Genomic DNA, 16,124 nt, shown 5'->3' with positions numbered 1-16,124 from the left:
GGGGTTCAAATCCCCCCGCCTCCGCCAATAGACCCCCGTCTGACCAGGGATTTCCCCGGACAGGCGGGGGTTTCCTGATAGGAACCCAGATTTTCCTGAAACCGTGTCAACACGCGGTGTCCCCGGCGGCCGCTACAGTCATCGCTTATGGCGAGCCTGACAACTCACACCCGGAAAGATGGCACCCGGTCCTACTACGTGAAGTGGTACGACCGAGAGCTCCGCAAGGACACCTCGCAGAGCTTCCGGGACAGAGGCAAGGCCGAGACCCTGAAGCTCTACCTGGACGCCAACCAGAACACCCTCAGTCTCGCTCGGCAGGCGAAGAAGCAGGCCGACTCAGCCGGCTACACCGTCTGGGACGCCGTTCAGGAGTACCTGGACGACCTGAAAGACACCGACACCAGCCGCAAGTACCGGCGCGACATGGACCGGCACCTCCGCGGCACCGAGCTGGCCGGCATTGCGCTGTCCGAGCTGGAGCCGAAGGCCATCGCCACATGGCTGGACGGGCTGCGCTCCAACATCACCAAGGCCAGCCCGGAAGGCGAGCCGGCCGCGTGGAAGACCAAGAGCAACCGGCACGCCGTCGTCTCCTCCGCGCTGAAACGACAGGTGGGGAAACGCCTGAAGGAGAACCCAGCCTTCGGCGTGCTGGGCAAACGCGATGAGCTGCCCACCCATGAGCCGGTAGACCTCAGCCTCGAGCAGCTGCGCACCCTCCGAGAGCGGGCGCAGACTCCATTCTTCCGGCTGATCATCTGGACCCTGACCGTCACCGGCATGCGGTGGGGTGAGCTGGTGGAGCTACGCCGTAAGGATCTGCACCGCGACCCGGACACCGGGCAGGTCACCATCCGTATCCGGCGCGCCATCAAGAACAACAAGCGCATCGGGTTGACCAAGACGATGATGAGTCGCCGCGACGTGCCCCTCGACCTGGAACTGTCCCGCGCTCTCTGGGCACACGCGGAAGGGCTGCGCGGCAACGACCTGATCTTCCCCGACACGGACGCGCCCGCCCAGCAGCTCTACAACGGCACCTTCCACAAGCAGTGCTGGCAGCCGCTGATGCACCAGCTCGAGAGCGAGGGCGTGCTCATGGAGCGCCCTTGGGTGCACGATCTGCGGCACAACCACATCGCTCACCTGCTGCGGAAGGGCGTCCGCCCCAACGTGGTGCAGAAGCGGGTCGGCCATGAGCGTCTGGAGTACACGCTGCGGATCTACGACATGATCAGCATGGAAGATGATCAGTCGGCGGCTCTGGTGGTCACCTGGTGACCGGTGAGATGGTGCCCGCGTAGATCTCTACCAGCCGGGGGAGTACCCCCAGCTCAGCGGCTACGGACTGAGGGCAGTCGGGGTAGATGGCGGTCGCCAGCGTCCATTCTGCGGGGCTGATAAGCAGCCATGCGGCGTAGGTGTCGGCCTGGTCCTCATGCCGCAGGCTGGTCCACCAGTGGCCGTGGTGGGCGTGCCCCAGCTCGTGGGCCAGGGTGGACCGGTACTGCACCGGACCAAGCCCAGTCAGCAGCCGGATCTCCCGGTGCCGGTGGTCGTATTCTCCCCACCTGCCTCGGCGCAGACTGGTCCGGTGCTCCACACGCACGCCCATCCGGTGAGCGATCCCCTCAAGATCAGCCATGCCTGGACGCTACAGCCATGGTCTGACATGGGCTGATGACAGAGGAGTGGAGACTAGCTAGTGGGCTACAACGAGGCTTCGGCGCACATCCGCTGCCGGGATTTCGTGATTCTCCAGGGTGCTTGCCTCCCGGGAGATTACCGCGTCTACTGCGTCCTCGACAGTGCTGTCCATGCTGAGTCCGAGGTCATCCATGTCCCAGCCATTTACCAGCCGCGATGAGTTCCCATACGGCAAGTGGTACACAACATCGTCGCCCTGGTGGTAGCAGACCAGGGCGGCCTCATCCTCCCGGAGTTGATCACTCACCCAGCGCAGGGTCTGGGTGGAATCCACGCCAATGATCTGACGGTCTCCGGACCGGTTCATGGGGATCATGTCCGGCTCAATATCGCCACGATGGATTGATCCCATCAGTCGGCTGGCAGCATCGAAGCTGGCATCGGAGACAGAGAAGCGCACCAGGTACTCGTTCCCGTCATCGTCCGTCAGGAACTTCTCTTCGTGCTGGTGGATCATCGCATTGCCGTACTCAACGCCAGCGGTGAGGAGCGCGTCATCCAGGTTCAGCTGCGCTTCATCGACAGTGGGATAGAAGCATGCGAGGCCGCGCACCTGGGGAGAGCTGGTGGACCAGCCATATCCGGGGTACTCAGTGAACACGATGTGAAGGTTATCCATGCTCTCTCACCACCTCTAGTGCCTGCTGGTTGGTCAGGCCTACGTCATCTATCAGTATACGCTTCACCCGGTGTGGCGGGATCTCTGCTCCATCATGGAATCCGTCAACGAGATCGGGGTACCCCCGGTTGCTGCGCAGGATGGTGTGGGAGCCTTTGCCCCGGCCCTTGACCCGCTCATAGCCGAAGGCGCGCCCGAGCATCCGACGGAATCGCTTCACCTTCATTGAAGGGTACGGCGACGCCATCATGTCGTGTGCTCGATATCATCCGGCCCGATCTGCCCGTGGTCGCCTTGGTGCAGGCTGTCGTCTGCGGCTAGGTCGTAGTCGTCGGGGTCTTCTGTGGCCGCACTCCCTGCGGCCTGGTACATGGGGGTCGAGTCGTCATCACTCGCCACCTCCTCGTCTAGTTGTCCTGTGCGCTCCATATGGCGCCGTATGGCCTCCAACCCGCCAGCGTGATCGCTCAGAGCCGGGGCTGCCCTCTGCCGCTTGCTCTGAAGGAATGCGTTCACCACGGAGCGGACAGCTTCTCTCTCGTGCGGATCCAGCAGTGCCGCCTCTTCGGGGAGCTCGAATAGTTCCCCCAGGGGTTGCATGTCAGCAGCGGACAAAAGCTTCTCCGCGGGCACCCCTATGCCCGCTGCGATGGCGATCAGAGAATCCCGGGTGTAGGCCCGAGTCTTCCCCTTCACATAGTTGGTGACCGTGGCGTGAGAGACCTTGTACCCCTGCCGCTGAGCGTTCTCTGCGACTGCTCTATAGGTGAGGTCGCGGGCGTCCATCTCGGAGCGGATCAGGGTTTGTAGGTCTCTCACGGCAGTAATCCTTCAGGCCAACAACAGGACAAGGCAAGCCTACGCGTGAGGCCGGGGCTCACAAACAACATCCATGTAATTTGCTTGAAGCGCCTGAAATAAGGGGATCGAGGAGATTTCAGGGGTCGGCTTGTGAGGGAGGAACCTCACATGTATAGTGGTGATTAACCGATGAACAGCACGAAGGAAGGAGGGGATATGACCTACGAAGAGGGGCGACGCCGAGGCAACGCCACCGTGGATCGGCGGGCACTGAGTATGGCCATCCGATTCAGTGGCCTCACCAAGGCAGAGATTGCCCGCCGCGCCGGGATTGTTCCGACGACGATCACGAACCTGCAGCGACACCGGACCACATGCTCTGTGGATACTGCGGCCGCCATTGCGAAAGCGCTGGAGGTGCCCACCCGTGAACTCTTTTTGCTCAACACGTTCACTGGTAATTCACCGTTGTCCACAGCCGCATAAGAAAAGGCCCGCACCTGGAGCAAGCAGGTACGGGCCTAGATCCCAGAAAGGGAACCAATCAATGTCAACGATACAGCAGTTGAAGATCAAGGGCACCGCGGACCACCTGCCCGATGGTGAGCGTGGCAAGAACAGCCGCACCTCGCCCCTGTGGGAGGCAGTGGCCGCAGAGTGCCGCGACAACCCTGGAGCGTGGGTCATGTTCGAGATCCCCGGCAGGCCGAAGACCTCCCTGGATGCTTCCCGGACTCACATCAAGCGGGGCAAGCTCCGCGCATTCCAGGAGGGCGCGTGGGACGCCGCAGTGCGGGGCACCGTCCTGTACGTGAAGTACTTGGGGGAGCGCACCGCTGAGGTGTCGGACCTGTCTGAGAAGCGCCGGGAGGTGGCCTGAATGGTGGAAGTCATCCGAGAGGAACTGGGCCTTTTTCCCGGCGCCGGGAAAAACTCCGGGGCCAGCCCGTTCGATCAGATCAAGCAGCACCGTGCCGATGGTGTCGAGTTCTGGTCAGGGCGTGACCTGATGGAACTTCTGGGGTACGACTCGTGGCGCAGATTCGAGGACGCCGTAGAGCGCGCCCAGCGCACCGCTGAGAACCAGGGACGGAACGTGACAGACCTTTTTGCCGGAGCCGTCAAAAAGTCCCAGTGGGGTCGCCCCGCCGCAGATGTGCTCCTCACCCGGTACGCCGCCTACCTGGTCGCCATGAACGGCGACCCTCGCAAGCCCGAAGTTGCCGCGGCGCAGTCCTACTTCGCAGTCCGCACCCGTGAAGCTGAGACCGGTCGCATTTCAAATGCGACCCCTTCACTTCCGGTCCCACAGTCAATGAGCGAGGCCCTGCGCCTGGCCGCTGACCAGTGGGAGAAGCGCGAACTCGCAGAAGCCCGCGCCGAAGAGGCCGAGGAGATCGTCACGGCGGTCAACTCCAACCGCGGGCTGAACCTGCGGAAGTTCCACAAGCACTACTTCCCGGACGTGTCCGAGCGGCAGTTCTTCGAGCTGCTCTACTCCTCCGGCCTGCTGATCGACCAGCGCGGAACCCGCACAGGCAAGAACGGGGAGAAGAAGAACGGGTATGAGCACATGCACCCCACCTACAAGGGCAAGCCCTACTTCATGCTGGACGGCCCCATGGTGGCCGGCAAGCGCCGGGAGTCCACCTACGTCCGACCAGGACGCCCCGAGGTAGACCTTCGTGACCTGCTGATCCGCAAAGGGCTGCCCACCGCGGATTTCAAAGAACTGGAGGCCGCCTGATGAGTAAGCACAAGGTGACTCTGACCCTCACTGATGAGCAGTGGGAAGAGATCAACGAGACGGCACGGGAGTACGGCACCGAATGGGGGTCCGTGATTATGGCTGATCTTGGATGGCTGTCCGGCAACACCCCACAAGAACGCCGCGAAATGCGCCACACACTATTGGGGGTACCCGCATGACCACTCAGACCGCCGCGCCTGAGCGCCAGAAGATCCTGGAAGGCACTGGCCCAGTCAGCGACCGGATCGGTGTCACCCCGGAGATGCTGCGCGAGATCGCCCGAGAGTCGGGACTGTACATCCAGCGGAAGCGCACCGGCCCACTCCTGTGGACCGTTGAGCTGGAGGCGCAGATCGTCCGGTACATCACCACCACCTACCGGGGTCCTAGTGCGCCGGTGGACGAATCTGACCCGTTCGCCTGACCCCACCTTCGCCGCACTCTGCGGCACCTATCTATCCGTTACCCCGTGAGCTTTCCTCACCCCCGGGGTGTGAGGCGTGCAGATCGAGTTATCGCACGTGAGTAGGGAGAAGACTATGCGATTCACCATCCAGGACGTAGAGGACGTCCAGAACGATGTGAAAGCCATCGTCACCGGCAGGTTCGACCGGGTGGCGCACATGGTGGAGCACTTCGGTCTGCCGTGGAACTTCGTGAACTCGAAGCTGAACCACCTGCTGAAGTTGTCACCCATCGAGCTGCTGACCGTGATCCAGTACCAGGACCCCACCGGTGAGACCGCCACTGACCGGGCGATGAGGGAGGCCGCATGAGCTCGGAGGAGAAGCGCGCACAGCAGGAGAAAGCTCTGGAGGCCCTGCAGCGCCGGGTGGAGCTGGCGCGGGCGATCAATGACCACAAGGGCGTGAAGCTGGCCTACCTGGCCGCGGAAAGGATCGGACGATGAGCAGCTATCTCTCACCGAAGATCAGCAACGAGGTGCAGCGCCTCTCCCAGCTGTCCGCCACAGTGACCACCGAGTGGGACCGATTCCTACGGCTGGCGGACCGTGACCGTATCGCCGCCGCTGACGGTGCACTCCACCAGATGCAGGCACTGATCCGGGAGATCCGCAGCGATCTGAACCTGGAAGACACGTACACCGCGGAAGCTCAGGAGGTCGGCTCATGAGCGCCGTGGACGCCGGCCTCGCCCGCGCCGAAGACGACTTGAACACGGTCCACCAGATGCACCTGATGATCCGCCGTCGTATGCGGGCGGGCCAGCTGGAGGACCTGCACACCTTCACTGCCCGACTGCTGGCCCAGGCCGAGGCACTGCACGACGGCGCCACACAGGTGGCCGCACTCGAGCAGTGGAACGACCTGCGAGCACAGAACCTGAGCGAGGACGCGATCCGGGACCGGATGGGCGACCTCTACGACAACCTGGAGGAGGCCGCCTGATGGCTACCGATATTCGACGCGTCCCGTGCACCGACCCACAAGTGAGGAAGGTGGCAGCACGGATCACGCCGCTGCTGGAGCAGGGGAGGACGGTCAGCGGATGCGCCGTCGCCATGGGCGTGGACCCGCGCACCATCCGGAAGATCCTGTCCGGGGAGAACGAGGTGCAGGTGCGGATTCTGCGCCGCATCGGGGACCAGGTGGATGACCTGGTGATCAACCGGGGGAGTGCACGGACTCAGAACGTGGCTCGGGACCGTGACGCGCTGCTGGCGTGGTTCGAGTCGCGTGGCCGTGTCCGTCCTGGCCAGACACTGACTGACCTGATCGGGATCGGCAGGCAAGCCGAATGAGACAGACGATCACTCCCGCCCTGGCCGCACTCACATGTGCGGCCTTCTTGTTTCTGCACACCTGGCGGTCCATGGCGTTCGACGGGCTGGCCCTGCTGCTGGCCGTCGGCGCGATCTACTTCACCGCCCTCACCACCCACCGACACGACCTCGAACGAGCGAGAGAGAACTATGAGCACAGAGATCACCAGGGCGGCCTCGCAGCAGGTCAGCCTCACTGACAAGATCACCTACGCCGAGCACCTGGCCCAGTCCGGGCTGCTCCCGAAGTCATACCAGCGTCAGCCCGCCAACGTGCTGCTGGCCATGGAGTACGGCGACGCGCTGGGCATCCACCAGATGGTCGCCATCAACGAGATCAACGTCATCAGCGGCAAGCCCGCCATGAGCGCTTCCCTGATGCAGTCCCTGGCCCGTTCCGCTGGCCACAAGGTCCGGGTCACCGGTGACGCTGAGCGGGCGGTGTGCAGCATCATCCGCAAAGACGACCCGGACTATGAGCACACCAGTGAGTGGACCAAGCAGAAGGCCATCGACTCCGGCCTGTGGGGCAAGGGGCACTGGGCGAAGGACCCGGCGCTGATGCTGAAGTGGCGCGCTATCGCTGAGTGTGTCCGCCTTGCCTGCTCTGAGGTGCTGGGCGGATTGAAATATACCCCCCAGGAGCTGATGGAGATCTCCGACCAGGAGCCGTCTCAGCCTGCCGCCCCGGCCCAGTCGGCCGCGTCACCTGCCGCTGAGCCGCGCACCGAGCATGACCCTGTGGAGCAGGCGCTGCGAGGCGCGTGGAATGACCTGGAGAGGCTGAGGCTGATCGTCCGGCAGATGGGGGATGGGCACCCGCTGTATGAGCATGCGGTGGCCCGTGGCCGGGAGCTGGCGGAGAAGGCTGAGCAGGCCAAGTCGGACGCCCCACCATCCGCTGAGAGCGGTGATGGCGCACCGGTCGAGGGCGCGCAGACGGTACAGGAACCAATTGACGCTGAGCTTGTAGAGGAGGACACCAATGAGTGATCTGTCGTTGCACCAGAAGGTGCTGGCGCTTCGCGACGCGAAGAAGCTGGTGACCACGATGGAGAAGGAACTGTCCGAGGAGCTGACTGACGAGATGGTCCGTGATCTGGCGGACCCGGAGAAGTCCACGGACCGGCGTGTGGTGGTGCACCCATCGTCGGGGGAGAAGGTGGGCCAGCTGTCGCTGGTGCAGCCGGAACCGAAGCTGAAGCCGGTCAACGAGTCCCGCTTCGTCGGATACCTGAAGGCGTCTCACCCGGAGCTGGTGGAGACGGTGACGGAGACCCGCCCGAAGCCGAACGTGTTGGACCAGCTGTCTCTGGAGGAGACCGAGCACGGCGAACTGGTCGATGTGGAGACCGGCGAGGTGGTTCCGGGTCTGAAGCTGGTGGAAGGGCGCCCGTATCTGCGTGCCAGCTTCCAGAAGGGCTGGAAGGAGCACCAGATCGCGCAGGAGGCGCTGCGGGGCACGGTGCCTCTGCTGGAGGAAGGTGAGCAGTCATGACCATGCTCGTTGACGCTGAGCCGATCCTGATCGACCCAGACGAGATCCGGGCGGACACGGTCCGCGCCAACGTTATCCGCTGCGGCGACTGGCGCCCTACCGAGGCCCGGATGCTGGACCTGTTGGACGAGGTGGAGGACATGCTGCGCGCCGAGTCAGTGGAGCCGTCCCTGGACTGCCAGGCGTGGGCTGACCTGGACGCATGCCGGTGCGCTCTAACTGAGCGGGTGCGGGAGGCTGCGGCATGACCTGCGACTACGGCACCGGCCCCGACGCCTGCCCCGAGGTCGCCACCCACTGGATCAGTTGGAGTGCGCCGTCGGGCCCTGCTCGCCTCTGTGAGGCCCACACGGCACCGATCTACGAGGACCAGAAAGACCCGACTATCGGGCACAACATCACCATCCGACCACTGAAGGAGACCAATGGCTGACCTGCCAACTGTGACCGTGTACAGCACCCCGATCTGTGTCCAGTGCAAGGCCACCTACCGCCACCTGGATAAGCACGGCGTCACCTACGAGGTGGTGGACCTGTCCACCGACTCTGAGGCGATGGCCGCGATCAAGGAGATGGACTACTCGAAGGCCCCTGTGGTGATCGTCCGTGAGCCGGGGGCCACCGAGGATACCCACTGGCAGGGCTACCGCCCGGACCTGATCGAGAAGCACATCACCGCACACCTGCAGGAGGCAGCAGCATGAGCATCATCACCGTCGTCGGCAACCTGACCGCCGATCCAGACCAGCTCCGCTACGCCGGAGAGACCCCGGTGCTGAACGCGAACCTGGCCGAGAACAACAGGGTCAAGGTCAACGGTCAGTGGCAGGACGGGGAACCGACCTTCTACCGGCTGAATATCTGGCGGCAGAACGCCGTCAACGCCGCCGAGACTCTGCGGAAGGGCCTCGAGGTCATCGTGGTGGGCACCCAGAAGACCACCGCTTGGACTGACAGGGAGGGGCAGAAGCGCACGAACTTGGAGATCGATGTGGATTACATCGGCCCGTCACTGCGATTCCAGACTGCACAGGTGGCGAAGGTCCAGAAGGGCCAGGCTCAGCAGGGCGGTGGCTTCGGTGGTGGCCAGGCCCAGCAGTCCGGGTGGGGCGCGCAGCAGCCTGCCGCGGACCCGTGGGGCGGCGCGGCCGCCGGCGGAGGCTCCTGGGACACCCCGGGAAGCAGCGAGCCCCCGTTCTGATCCGCTTCTCCCTTTCCGCACCCCTCTAAACCGCAACCGTAGCCGCTCCTTGTGGGGCGGCTTTCCTTTTGTCCCCGGCTGGCGCTGCTGGCCGGGGACTTCTTGATGAGAGGACCACCCCTATGGACTACCCACTGATGTGGGTGCTCATCGCGATCCTGGCCGCCGTCCTGGTGGCCGGGCTGCTGATGATCCGACGCGACACCGAGCACTACAAGCGAGACCGGCTGATGCATGACATCGGACGCCGGGAGGACCGAAACCACGGTGAAGATGAACGCCTCTACCTGGAGGAGTGGTGATGGCACCCCACATTCAAGCGACCCCATGCCGCCGAACCTGCTGCTGGAATCCCTGGGGCACCTGTTCGAAGAGCTGGCAGTGCTCCCACCACGCCGAGGACATGCGCAAGGCGTCGAAGGCTGCTGCTGAGCGGTCTCTGGCCACGGATCTGGAGATCTACTGGCCTGACACCCGGCGACCAGATGGGCGGAGGCGACCATGAGCTATACGTGCCGACGCTGCGGCGAGCTGATGACGGCTCTGTCTCCCGAGTATGTGGAGGCTGTCGTCGTGCTGTACCGGCGCCTGATCTGCTTCGCATGCAGGATCGCGCTCCAGCAGGAGGAGACATGAGCGACTTCACCGGGACACCGGAACCGACCATCGGCCCCGCCCAGCTTCCGAATGGCTGGCCGGGTCAGCTCTGCGGGGAGTGCCGTATGGATGACAACGACTGGGGCATCAAGCACGGCGTGGACCTGGACGCCTGCCGGGCCATGCTTGCTCACAGTCACTACCAGTCCCGCTGCTGTGGTCATTGGCTGGCACGAAGGGCTGGCCCCGTACCGGACGCCCCAGAGGGGTGGCACGACTGGCCCACGTGTGACTGCGGGTCCGGGCAGCTGGTCACCACCGCGTTCTACCCCGACCGGTACGCACCCGTGGAGGTGCTGTCCGCCTCCTGCTGCATGACGCGGATGTTGGACGGCGACCTGCCCGAGCATCGCACGGACTTCCCTCTGCCGCTCCTGTCCCGAGCTTGGGCCGCGGCCTGGACCGAGGTGGACGCCCGTGGCGGGTTCCGCCTCATCCATGCGGTCAACCGGGGCGAAGACCCCGCCGAGTACATGCGCAGGGCCACCGCGCCTGCTGCACCAACTGAACCTGAGCAGCTGGTGCTGTTCTGAGAGGAGGCCCCGTGCCTTGGAAGATCACCACCCCCGAGGGGCAGGAGCACACGGGATACGAGCTCTGGACGGGCCATATGTCACCAGAAGTGACCGTGCGGAGCCGAGAGAAGGGAGACACGCTCCTGGGCGCCCGTGAGTTCACCGTCGAATGGGTGGACGAGTGACCACCGTCCACCAGGACGCCCTGTTCACGGTGACCCTGCCCGACGAGCCAGGCATGGTGCACGGCATCAAGTCCACTGACCCGTGGGTGATCCAGTGCGACGGCTGCGGCCACATCCTGACCAAGGGGGACCGGGAGCCGCTGGTGATCTTCCTAGGCCGGATCATCTTCAACCCCCGCGTCTACCAAGACGACCCACGGCGCATGTGCGCCGACTGCTGGCGGAATGAGGGGTGGGAGCACACTCCGCACAGCGGCTGGCAGAAAACCTGACCCAACGTCCCACACGCGCCCCACAGAGGGCGCTTTTCTATGCCCGAAAGGAGGTGCACACATGGAACTGAACAGCATCATCACCCCGCAGGAACAACGCCAGATCAGTGTCCGCGCCTGGTCGCTGTACTACCTGGACTTGGCAGCCACCGAGCTGGCCCACAACGACTGCCAAGTGAACCGGCGATCCGTGGCGCACTACACGCGCATAGCCCTGCGCCACGGCGTGACTGACACCGAGGTGAAGGCGACGATCCGAGAAGCATCACGAAAGGAGGGGACACCCTGATGGCTAGGGAGCTGGCAAATATCAGGCTGGACATCTGGATATCACAGGACTTCCGCGACCTCACAGAGGCAGAGCAGCGCCTCTACTTCACGCTGCTGACCCACGACAGTCTCAGCTACGCGGGGGTGGCTGAATGGCGGCCCAAGCGACTGGCGAAGCTGGCCACAGACAGCACCGGCGACCACGTTGAGGAGGTCGGAAGGTCACTGGAGTCCAAGCGGTTCATCCTCATCGATGAGGACACCGAAGAGGTGTTGGTGAGGTCTTTCCTGAAGCATGACGGCCTGCTGAAGCAGCCGCGCCTCACCGTGTCCATGGTGAACGCCTATGGGGCCACCGCCTCCCAGGAGATCCGGGCGGTGATCATCCATGAGCTGCGGAAGCTGGTGGATGCCGGACATGACTGGGCGGGGTTGAAGCATGAGCGTGTGGTGAACCTACTGGGGGAGCCATCGGCACCCATCGAAGACTTCATTTCACCCAAACCTTGCCCGACGTTTGACCCAAACGTTGCCCAAGATTTGGGGTTGCACACAGGGGCAGAGTTTCCCCCAAGCTCTGCCCAAGGTTTGGGGTTGCACACAACTACAGCTACATCTACGTCTTCTAAAGAAGACAGAGAGCACGGGCGCAAGAAGCCATCAACCCCTCTGCCACCCGACTGGGCGCCCACGAAAGAGCACCAGGCACGCGCCGAGCAGAAGAACCTGGACCTGGACCAGGTGGCGGCCTCATTCAGGGCACACGCAGAAGCCCACGACCGTCGCGCAGTGAACTGGAACGCCGCCTTCACCCAATGGCTCATCAAGGAGAAGCCCGGACCACCACCATCCCAGCAGCCATCCCGGTCCGCATGGGACTACACCGAAGACGACTACCGACGAGCGGAGGAGAAACTTGAACAGCGCGCCACCAGAGGGGAGCCCGTCTTCCCATTCTGAGAACACCGCCGAAGCGGAGCGGAACCTCCTGGGCGCGATCCTCCTCAGCTCTGGCCGGGTCCTGGACTACCTGACCGTGGAGCCGGCGGACTATGCCAGCCCCCAGCACGAGCAGATCCATCACGCCGCCCTCACTCTGAAAGCTCGGGGAGTGCCCCCGGACCAGGTGACGGTGGCGGAGGAGCTGATCAAGCATCAGGCCCGCGTCGATAGCGGGTACCTGCACGCGCTGGCCTCACGGACCGCCACGCCGTCCTCCGCCGAGTACTACGCCCACATCGTGATCGAAGGAGCCGCACGGCGCAGAGCGCTTCAGGCAGCCAACGAGATCCGGGTGATGGTGGACTCCCACGCGGACCCACAGCAGATCCAGGAGAAAGCCCAGAAGGCCCTGGATGGGATCACCCCGGCCGCCGCGCTGGACCCAGTGAGGTTCACCGAGGAGACTCTGGCCGAATCGCTGGCGGAACTCGAATCGGAGCGGAAGTACATCCCCACCCCGTGGCCATCGCTGGACGACATGCTGGGCGGTCTCATCCCGGGCGCCCTGTACACCATCGGCGCCCGCCCGGGTGCAGGCAAGACCGTGGCCGGGGTCCAGTTGGCGACCGCCCTGGCCCGACACGGTTCGGTGCCGTTCATCAGCCTGGAGATGTCGACCGCCGAGCTGCATAACCGGATGCTCAGCGCCGCCGCGAAGGTGCCCTTCGGGAGGATCAGGGACCGGGAGCTGACCGAGGACGACTGGAACAAGATCGCCCACGCCGTCCCGGCCCTGGAGAAGCTGTCGCTGACCATCATGGACCGACCCAACGCGACCATCGGTGAGATCCGACGCTTCGTCACCGCCGCCGCTCGGACGCGTGCGCCCCTGGCCGGTGTGGTGCTGGACTACCTGCAGCTGATCGAGTCACCACCAGGCGACAAGCGACCACGGCACGAGTACATCGCCAGTCTCACTCGGGAGCTGAAGATCCTGGCCAAAGAGCACCAGGTGCCAGTGATCCTGCTGTCACAGCTGAACCGCGGAAGCGCCCAACGGGAGGACAAGCTTCCACAACTGGCGGACCTGAGGGAGTCTGGGGCCATCGAGCAGGACAGTGACGCAGTGATCCTGCTGCACCGTCTGGCCGATGACCCGGACAAGATGCACGAGATCGATTTCCGGGTGGCGAAGAACCGCCACGGGCGACCAGGGAAGGCAACCCTGGACTTCTGGGGCCACTACGCCACCATCCGAGACCCACGAAGCAGCTGACCCGCGCACCACCCTCGAGCCCTGCCAACATGGCGGGGCTCCTTCTATGCCCACAGGGATGCGGAGCACCGCGACCCCATACACCCACCCGACCGGCCTGCGAGGCCGCGCAGCGCTCCCCCACGGGCGCACAACAAGAAACCGAGAGGACCACATCATGAGCACGCCGCTGCAAAGCATCAGCAAGATCCGCCGCGAGATCACCGACCAGCTGGATGCGCTGGAGAACCTGGCGACGAGCAAGGCGAAAGCGCTGGAAACCGCAGAGCAGCGCTACCTGGAACTGGAACGTGAGCGCGACGGACTGAACCGAGACCAGACCGAGCTCGCTTCCCGTGTGGACGAACTGAAAGCGCAGCTCGCAAACCGCGACACCGTGCCCCGCGTCATCCCCACCGACGAGCTGGAGGAGGGGCAGTGGATCGCGGTCGCCTTCCGAGGCAACCCCGCGAAGTGGGTCACCGGTCGTGTCTTCCGCGATCATCAAATTAACGGGTTTGGAATTGGCCGCGGGGCGCAGCGACGAGACATCCTCCCGACTGCCACCCTCGTCCTGCTGGAGGACACCCCCGCCGAGGAGCCGGAGACGGTGAAGGTGGGCGACACGATCAGCACCCTGGAGCAGCTGGAGGAGTTGCCGAAGGAAGCCATCCTCCGAGGGCGCTACGGTGACGCGCTCGAGCAGGGCAGTGAAGGCTGGTGGACGACTGGAGCGACGTGTCAGATCTCCAGCTCACTGGCGCTCAGTCATGCTCCGCTCACCGTCCTGTACCTGCCCGAGGAGGACGCATGAGCGACCTGAAGGACGCGCTGGACCAGATCAAGACACGGTTCGACCGCTCTAAGTGGGAGGGGGACGCATTTGACCAGATCTCCGACCTAGAGCGATCCCAGGCTGACGTGCCGCGCCTGGTCGCCGCCGTAGAGGCGGTGCTGAAGGAGCATCGGAAGGTGCCTCTATACGGCCACGAGGACGACTGCACCAACACCGACGAAGAGCACCGCGAAGAGCACATCCAATCCGATGACGATGCCGGGGAGTTCTACTGCCACGAACTGGTCGAGGACTGGACTTGTGGCGAATGCGCTGACATGCAGGACGCCGCCAGTTTGGCCGGACCACCCGAATGGCCCTGCCCGACCGTCCGTGCCCTAACCAACGAGCTGACAGGAGAAGATGATGAGTGATCGCACGCCGACGAGGGAAGATGTGCGCTCAACGTACATCGCTTATCAGCCCATTGACTTGGAGGGATTGCTCGAAGGTATGGCTAGAGGCGATGCAGGAGCACTGTTTGATCGCTGGTACGCCGAGGAGATCCGGAAGGCCAAGGCCGAGGCGCTGAGAGAAGCCGCCGAGCGACTGGACGAGAGCACCCAGGCGGACGTCAACAACTACATCGGCAGGCCACAGCCCACCTTCAGCCACACGGAGCGATATGCAGACGTTCAATGGCTCAGGAAGCGAGCCGAGGGCCTCGAGAACGGAGACAACGATGAGCACTGACCGGGAGAAAGCAATAGAACGCCTGAACATGGAAGCCGAAACCAAAGCAGACCACGTATTCCCCGACAACCCGAGCGAAGGGGCCAACCTCGGGTTCCAGCACGGCTTCATCGCAGGTCGCACCATCAGCGCGGAGCAGCTGGAGCAGGCTGCGGCGGCGGCGAACGCGATGCTCTGCCAGTACGCACGCGACGGTGCCGTGGATATCGAGGTCTTCAACGACGGAATGGACCTGGAGTTCTCTATGGTCCGCGCCGCGCTCGAAGCCGCCGGGCTGGTGATCGAGGAGGAGCGGCCGTCGCCGTAACCTGAGCATAGGCGCAACTGCGCCGCAGCACCGAGAGAGGAAGCCATGGCAGACAAGAAGAAGAACCTACAGGAGATTGAAGCCGAGCTCCGCAAGAATCTCCCGCCCGGACAGTCCCAACAGGACATCAGCAAGATGGCCAAGAAGATCTTCGACGAAGGTCAGAAGCGAGCCAAGTAGCCCGACGCACACCAGCACCGGCCCTCACCACACGGTGGGGGCCTTACTCATGCCGGGCCTAGCTACCTCCGTCGCGGTTGCTGCTGGCCACCACGACGCAACCGCCGGAACAACATCCGGCCCAGCCTCATCAAAATCGACCTGAGAATCATGCACCGAGCATAACCGCCCAACCATAGAGCCCCCTCCATGCGGTGGGGGCTTCTTCATGCCCAGAAAGGCCCACATGCCCACAACCACCGCAGCAGACTGGCGGCTCGAGCAGATCAGCAAGTGGCCAGAGAAGACCTTCCAGCAGCAGGTCATCAACCTCGCCCGACAACTCGGCTGGTGGGTCTACCACACCTACCGGAGTGACAGGAGCACACCCGGGTTTCCCGACCTGTACATGGCGCATCCAGAGCACGGCATCCTCCTCCGTGAGCTGAAGACAGAAAAGGGCCGGATCAGTCCTGCCCAGCGTGACGCCATGGCCGTCATCGAGAAGGCCGGCGGAGACGTAGCCGTCTGGCGACCACGCCACTGGGCCTCACGAGAGATCCACGAAGCCCTGAACCCGGGAGGGAGGAACTGGTAGCAACCCCACACGGTTGAAGAACATCCGATCAACCCCACGACGTTGATCCCCATGCACCACTGAGAAACGAGGTG

Annotated in this window: 35 protein-coding genes; 32 read left to right on the top strand and 3 right to left on the bottom strand. The window is 63.9% G+C overall.

Annotated elements, in window-relative coordinates; genetic code table 11:
* Positions 1–147 precede the first annotated feature (147 nt).
* Positions 148–1,284, top strand: coding sequence for a tyrosine-type recombinase/integrase (locus JOF45_RS13175; protein WP_210051573.1), 1,137 nt, complete (start codon positions 148–150; stop codon positions 1,282–1,284).
* On the opposite strand, the gene JOF45_RS13170 is transcribed toward JOF45_RS13175, so the two are convergent.
* The 3 genes from JOF45_RS13170 to JOF45_RS13160 form a co-directional block, all read right to left on the bottom strand.
* Positions 1,274–1,648 (bottom strand): ImmA/IrrE family metallo-endopeptidase, encoded by a 375-nt coding sequence (locus JOF45_RS13170; RefSeq protein ID WP_245324884.1) that lies wholly within the window; start codon positions 1,646–1,648, stop codon positions 1,274–1,276. The two genes, JOF45_RS13175 and JOF45_RS13170, sit on opposite strands and share 11 nt — an antisense overlap.
* A gap of 57 nt (positions 1,649–1,705) precedes the next feature.
* The gene (locus JOF45_RS13165; RefSeq protein WP_210051572.1) at positions 1,706–2,329 is read right to left on the bottom strand and encodes a hypothetical protein; all 624 of its coding nucleotides are present in this window, start codon (positions 2,327–2,329) and stop codon (positions 1,706–1,708) included.
* A 246-nt stretch (positions 2,330–2,575) separates the two neighbouring features.
* Positions 2,576–3,115 (bottom strand): hypothetical protein, encoded by a 540-nt coding sequence (locus JOF45_RS13160; protein ID WP_210051571.1) that lies wholly within the window; start codon positions 3,113–3,115, stop codon positions 2,576–2,578.
* A gap of 231 nt (positions 3,116–3,346) precedes the next feature.
* On the opposite strand from JOF45_RS13160, the gene JOF45_RS13155 reads away from it, so the two are divergent.
* From JOF45_RS13155 to JOF45_RS13015, 31 genes are all read left to right on the top strand, one after another.
* Positions 3,347–3,616 (top strand): helix-turn-helix transcriptional regulator, encoded by a 270-nt coding sequence (locus JOF45_RS13155; protein WP_210051569.1) that lies wholly within the window; start codon positions 3,347–3,349, stop codon positions 3,614–3,616.
* Positions 3,617–3,677: 61 nt separating this feature from the next.
* A complete protein-coding gene (locus JOF45_RS13150; protein ID WP_210051568.1) occupies positions 3,678–4,010 on the top strand; it encodes a hypothetical protein in 333 nt (110 codons plus the stop codon).
* A 3-nt stretch (positions 4,011–4,013) separates the two neighbouring features.
* Complete coding sequence (locus tag JOF45_RS13145) at positions 4,014–4,877, top strand: BRO family protein (RefSeq protein ID WP_210051567.1); 864 nt, start codon at positions 4,014–4,016, stop codon at positions 4,875–4,877.
* Complete coding sequence (locus JOF45_RS13140; protein WP_210051566.1) at positions 4,877–5,059, top strand: hypothetical protein; 183 nt, start codon at positions 4,877–4,879, stop codon at positions 5,057–5,059. The genes JOF45_RS13145 and JOF45_RS13140 overlap by 1 nt, the downstream gene beginning before the upstream one ends.
* Complete coding sequence (locus JOF45_RS13135; protein WP_210051565.1) at positions 5,056–5,304, top strand: hypothetical protein; 249 nt, start codon at positions 5,056–5,058, stop codon at positions 5,302–5,304. Before JOF45_RS13140 ends, JOF45_RS13135 begins: the two co-directional genes overlap by 4 nt.
* 115 nt (positions 5,305–5,419) lie before the next feature.
* The gene (locus JOF45_RS13130; protein ID WP_210051564.1) at positions 5,420–5,656 is read left to right on the top strand and encodes a hypothetical protein; all 237 of its coding nucleotides are present in this window, start codon (positions 5,420–5,422) and stop codon (positions 5,654–5,656) included.
* Positions 5,653–5,790, top strand: coding sequence for a hypothetical protein (locus JOF45_RS13125; protein WP_210051563.1), 138 nt, complete (start codon positions 5,653–5,655; stop codon positions 5,788–5,790). The genes JOF45_RS13130 and JOF45_RS13125 overlap by 4 nt, the downstream gene beginning before the upstream one ends.
* Positions 5,787–6,014, top strand: a complete 228-nt coding sequence (locus JOF45_RS13120; protein WP_210051562.1) for a hypothetical protein — start codon at positions 5,787–5,789, stop codon at positions 6,012–6,014. Before JOF45_RS13125 ends, JOF45_RS13120 begins: the two co-directional genes overlap by 4 nt.
* Positions 6,011–6,289, top strand: a complete 279-nt coding sequence (locus JOF45_RS13115; protein ID WP_210051560.1) for a hypothetical protein — start codon at positions 6,011–6,013, stop codon at positions 6,287–6,289. Before JOF45_RS13120 ends, JOF45_RS13115 begins: the two co-directional genes overlap by 4 nt.
* A 50-nt stretch (positions 6,290–6,339) precedes the next feature.
* Positions 6,340–6,642, top strand: a complete 303-nt coding sequence (locus JOF45_RS13110) for a hypothetical protein (RefSeq protein ID WP_210051559.1) — start codon at positions 6,340–6,342, stop codon at positions 6,640–6,642.
* Positions 6,639–6,863, top strand: a complete 225-nt coding sequence (locus tag JOF45_RS13105; protein WP_210051558.1) for a hypothetical protein — start codon at positions 6,639–6,641, stop codon at positions 6,861–6,863. The genes JOF45_RS13110 and JOF45_RS13105 overlap by 4 nt, the downstream gene beginning before the upstream one ends.
* Complete coding sequence (locus JOF45_RS13100) at positions 6,814–7,656, top strand: recombinase family protein (protein WP_210051557.1); 843 nt, start codon at positions 6,814–6,816, stop codon at positions 7,654–7,656. Before JOF45_RS13105 ends, JOF45_RS13100 begins: the two co-directional genes overlap by 50 nt.
* On the top strand, positions 7,649–8,161 hold the full coding sequence (locus tag JOF45_RS13095; RefSeq protein WP_210051556.1) for a hypothetical protein: 513 nt from the start codon (positions 7,649–7,651) through the stop codon (positions 8,159–8,161). Before JOF45_RS13100 ends, JOF45_RS13095 begins: the two co-directional genes overlap by 8 nt.
* Complete coding sequence (locus JOF45_RS13090; RefSeq protein WP_210051555.1) at positions 8,158–8,409, top strand: hypothetical protein; 252 nt, start codon at positions 8,158–8,160, stop codon at positions 8,407–8,409. Before JOF45_RS13095 ends, JOF45_RS13090 begins: the two co-directional genes overlap by 4 nt.
* Positions 8,406–8,594, top strand: coding sequence for a hypothetical protein (locus tag JOF45_RS13085; RefSeq protein WP_210051554.1), 189 nt, complete (start codon positions 8,406–8,408; stop codon positions 8,592–8,594). Before JOF45_RS13090 ends, JOF45_RS13085 begins: the two co-directional genes overlap by 4 nt.
* Positions 8,587–8,865, top strand: a complete 279-nt coding sequence (locus JOF45_RS13080) for a glutaredoxin domain-containing protein (protein WP_210051553.1) — start codon at positions 8,587–8,589, stop codon at positions 8,863–8,865. The genes JOF45_RS13085 and JOF45_RS13080 overlap by 8 nt, the downstream gene beginning before the upstream one ends.
* Positions 8,862–9,362, top strand: a complete 501-nt coding sequence (gene ssb / locus JOF45_RS13075) for a single-stranded DNA-binding protein (RefSeq protein WP_210051551.1) — start codon at positions 8,862–8,864, stop codon at positions 9,360–9,362. The genes JOF45_RS13080 and ssb overlap by 4 nt, the downstream gene beginning before the upstream one ends.
* Before the next feature lie 122 nt (positions 9,363–9,484).
* Positions 9,485–9,664 (top strand): hypothetical protein, encoded by a 180-nt coding sequence (locus JOF45_RS13070; protein WP_210051550.1) that lies wholly within the window; start codon positions 9,485–9,487, stop codon positions 9,662–9,664.
* 199 nt (positions 9,665–9,863) lie between these two features.
* Positions 9,864–9,998 carry a hypothetical protein gene (locus tag JOF45_RS13555; RefSeq protein ID WP_281069776.1) on the top strand — a complete coding sequence of 45 codons (135 nt, stop codon included), beginning with the start codon at positions 9,864–9,866 and terminating at the stop codon, positions 9,996–9,998.
* On the top strand, positions 9,995–10,552 hold the full coding sequence (locus JOF45_RS13065) for a hypothetical protein (protein WP_210051549.1): 558 nt from the start codon (positions 9,995–9,997) through the stop codon (positions 10,550–10,552). The genes JOF45_RS13555 and JOF45_RS13065 overlap by 4 nt, the downstream gene beginning before the upstream one ends.
* Before the next feature lie 11 nt (positions 10,553–10,563).
* A complete protein-coding gene (locus tag JOF45_RS13060) occupies positions 10,564–10,719 on the top strand; it encodes a hypothetical protein (RefSeq protein WP_210051548.1) in 156 nt (51 codons plus the stop codon).
* Positions 10,716–10,991: a hypothetical protein gene (locus tag JOF45_RS13055; RefSeq protein ID WP_210051547.1), complete on the top strand. Its 276-nt coding sequence runs from the start codon at positions 10,716–10,718 to the stop codon at positions 10,989–10,991. The genes JOF45_RS13060 and JOF45_RS13055 overlap by 4 nt, the downstream gene beginning before the upstream one ends.
* A 61-nt stretch (positions 10,992–11,052) precedes the next feature.
* Positions 11,053–11,280, top strand: coding sequence for a hypothetical protein (locus JOF45_RS13050; protein ID WP_210051546.1), 228 nt, complete (start codon positions 11,053–11,055; stop codon positions 11,278–11,280).
* The gene (locus tag JOF45_RS13045) at positions 11,280–12,221 is read left to right on the top strand and encodes a hypothetical protein (RefSeq protein WP_210051545.1); all 942 of its coding nucleotides are present in this window, start codon (positions 11,280–11,282) and stop codon (positions 12,219–12,221) included. Before JOF45_RS13050 ends, JOF45_RS13045 begins: the two co-directional genes overlap by 1 nt.
* Positions 12,178–13,479 (top strand): replicative DNA helicase, encoded by a 1,302-nt coding sequence (locus JOF45_RS13040; protein ID WP_210051544.1) that lies wholly within the window; start codon positions 12,178–12,180, stop codon positions 13,477–13,479. Before JOF45_RS13045 ends, JOF45_RS13040 begins: the two co-directional genes overlap by 44 nt.
* Positions 13,480–13,636: 157 nt before the next feature.
* Positions 13,637–14,272: a hypothetical protein gene (locus tag JOF45_RS13035; RefSeq protein ID WP_210051543.1), complete on the top strand. Its 636-nt coding sequence runs from the start codon at positions 13,637–13,639 to the stop codon at positions 14,270–14,272.
* Positions 14,269–14,667 carry a hypothetical protein gene (locus JOF45_RS13030; protein WP_210051542.1) on the top strand — a complete coding sequence of 133 codons (399 nt, stop codon included), beginning with the start codon at positions 14,269–14,271 and terminating at the stop codon, positions 14,665–14,667. The genes JOF45_RS13035 and JOF45_RS13030 overlap by 4 nt, the downstream gene beginning before the upstream one ends.
* The gene (locus tag JOF45_RS13025; RefSeq protein WP_210051540.1) at positions 14,660–14,986 is read left to right on the top strand and encodes a hypothetical protein; all 327 of its coding nucleotides are present in this window, start codon (positions 14,660–14,662) and stop codon (positions 14,984–14,986) included. Before JOF45_RS13030 ends, JOF45_RS13025 begins: the two co-directional genes overlap by 8 nt.
* Positions 14,976–15,293: a hypothetical protein gene (locus JOF45_RS13020; protein WP_210051539.1), complete on the top strand. Its 318-nt coding sequence runs from the start codon at positions 14,976–14,978 to the stop codon at positions 15,291–15,293. Before JOF45_RS13025 ends, JOF45_RS13020 begins: the two co-directional genes overlap by 11 nt.
* A gap of 45 nt (positions 15,294–15,338) precedes the next feature.
* A complete protein-coding gene (locus JOF45_RS13550) occupies positions 15,339–15,473 on the top strand; it encodes a hypothetical protein (RefSeq protein WP_281069775.1) in 135 nt (44 codons plus the stop codon).
* 226 nt (positions 15,474–15,699) lie between these two features.
* A complete protein-coding gene (locus tag JOF45_RS13015; RefSeq protein ID WP_210051538.1) occupies positions 15,700–16,050 on the top strand; it encodes a VRR-NUC domain-containing protein in 351 nt (116 codons plus the stop codon).
* The last annotated feature ends 74 nt before the right edge of the window (positions 16,051–16,124 follow it).

The organism is Nesterenkonia lacusekhoensis, assembly GCF_017876395.1.
Lineage (GTDB): Bacteria > Actinomycetota > Actinomycetes > Actinomycetales > Micrococcaceae > Nesterenkonia > Nesterenkonia lacusekhoensis.
This window is presented reverse-complemented; position numbering and strand designations above follow the sequence as displayed.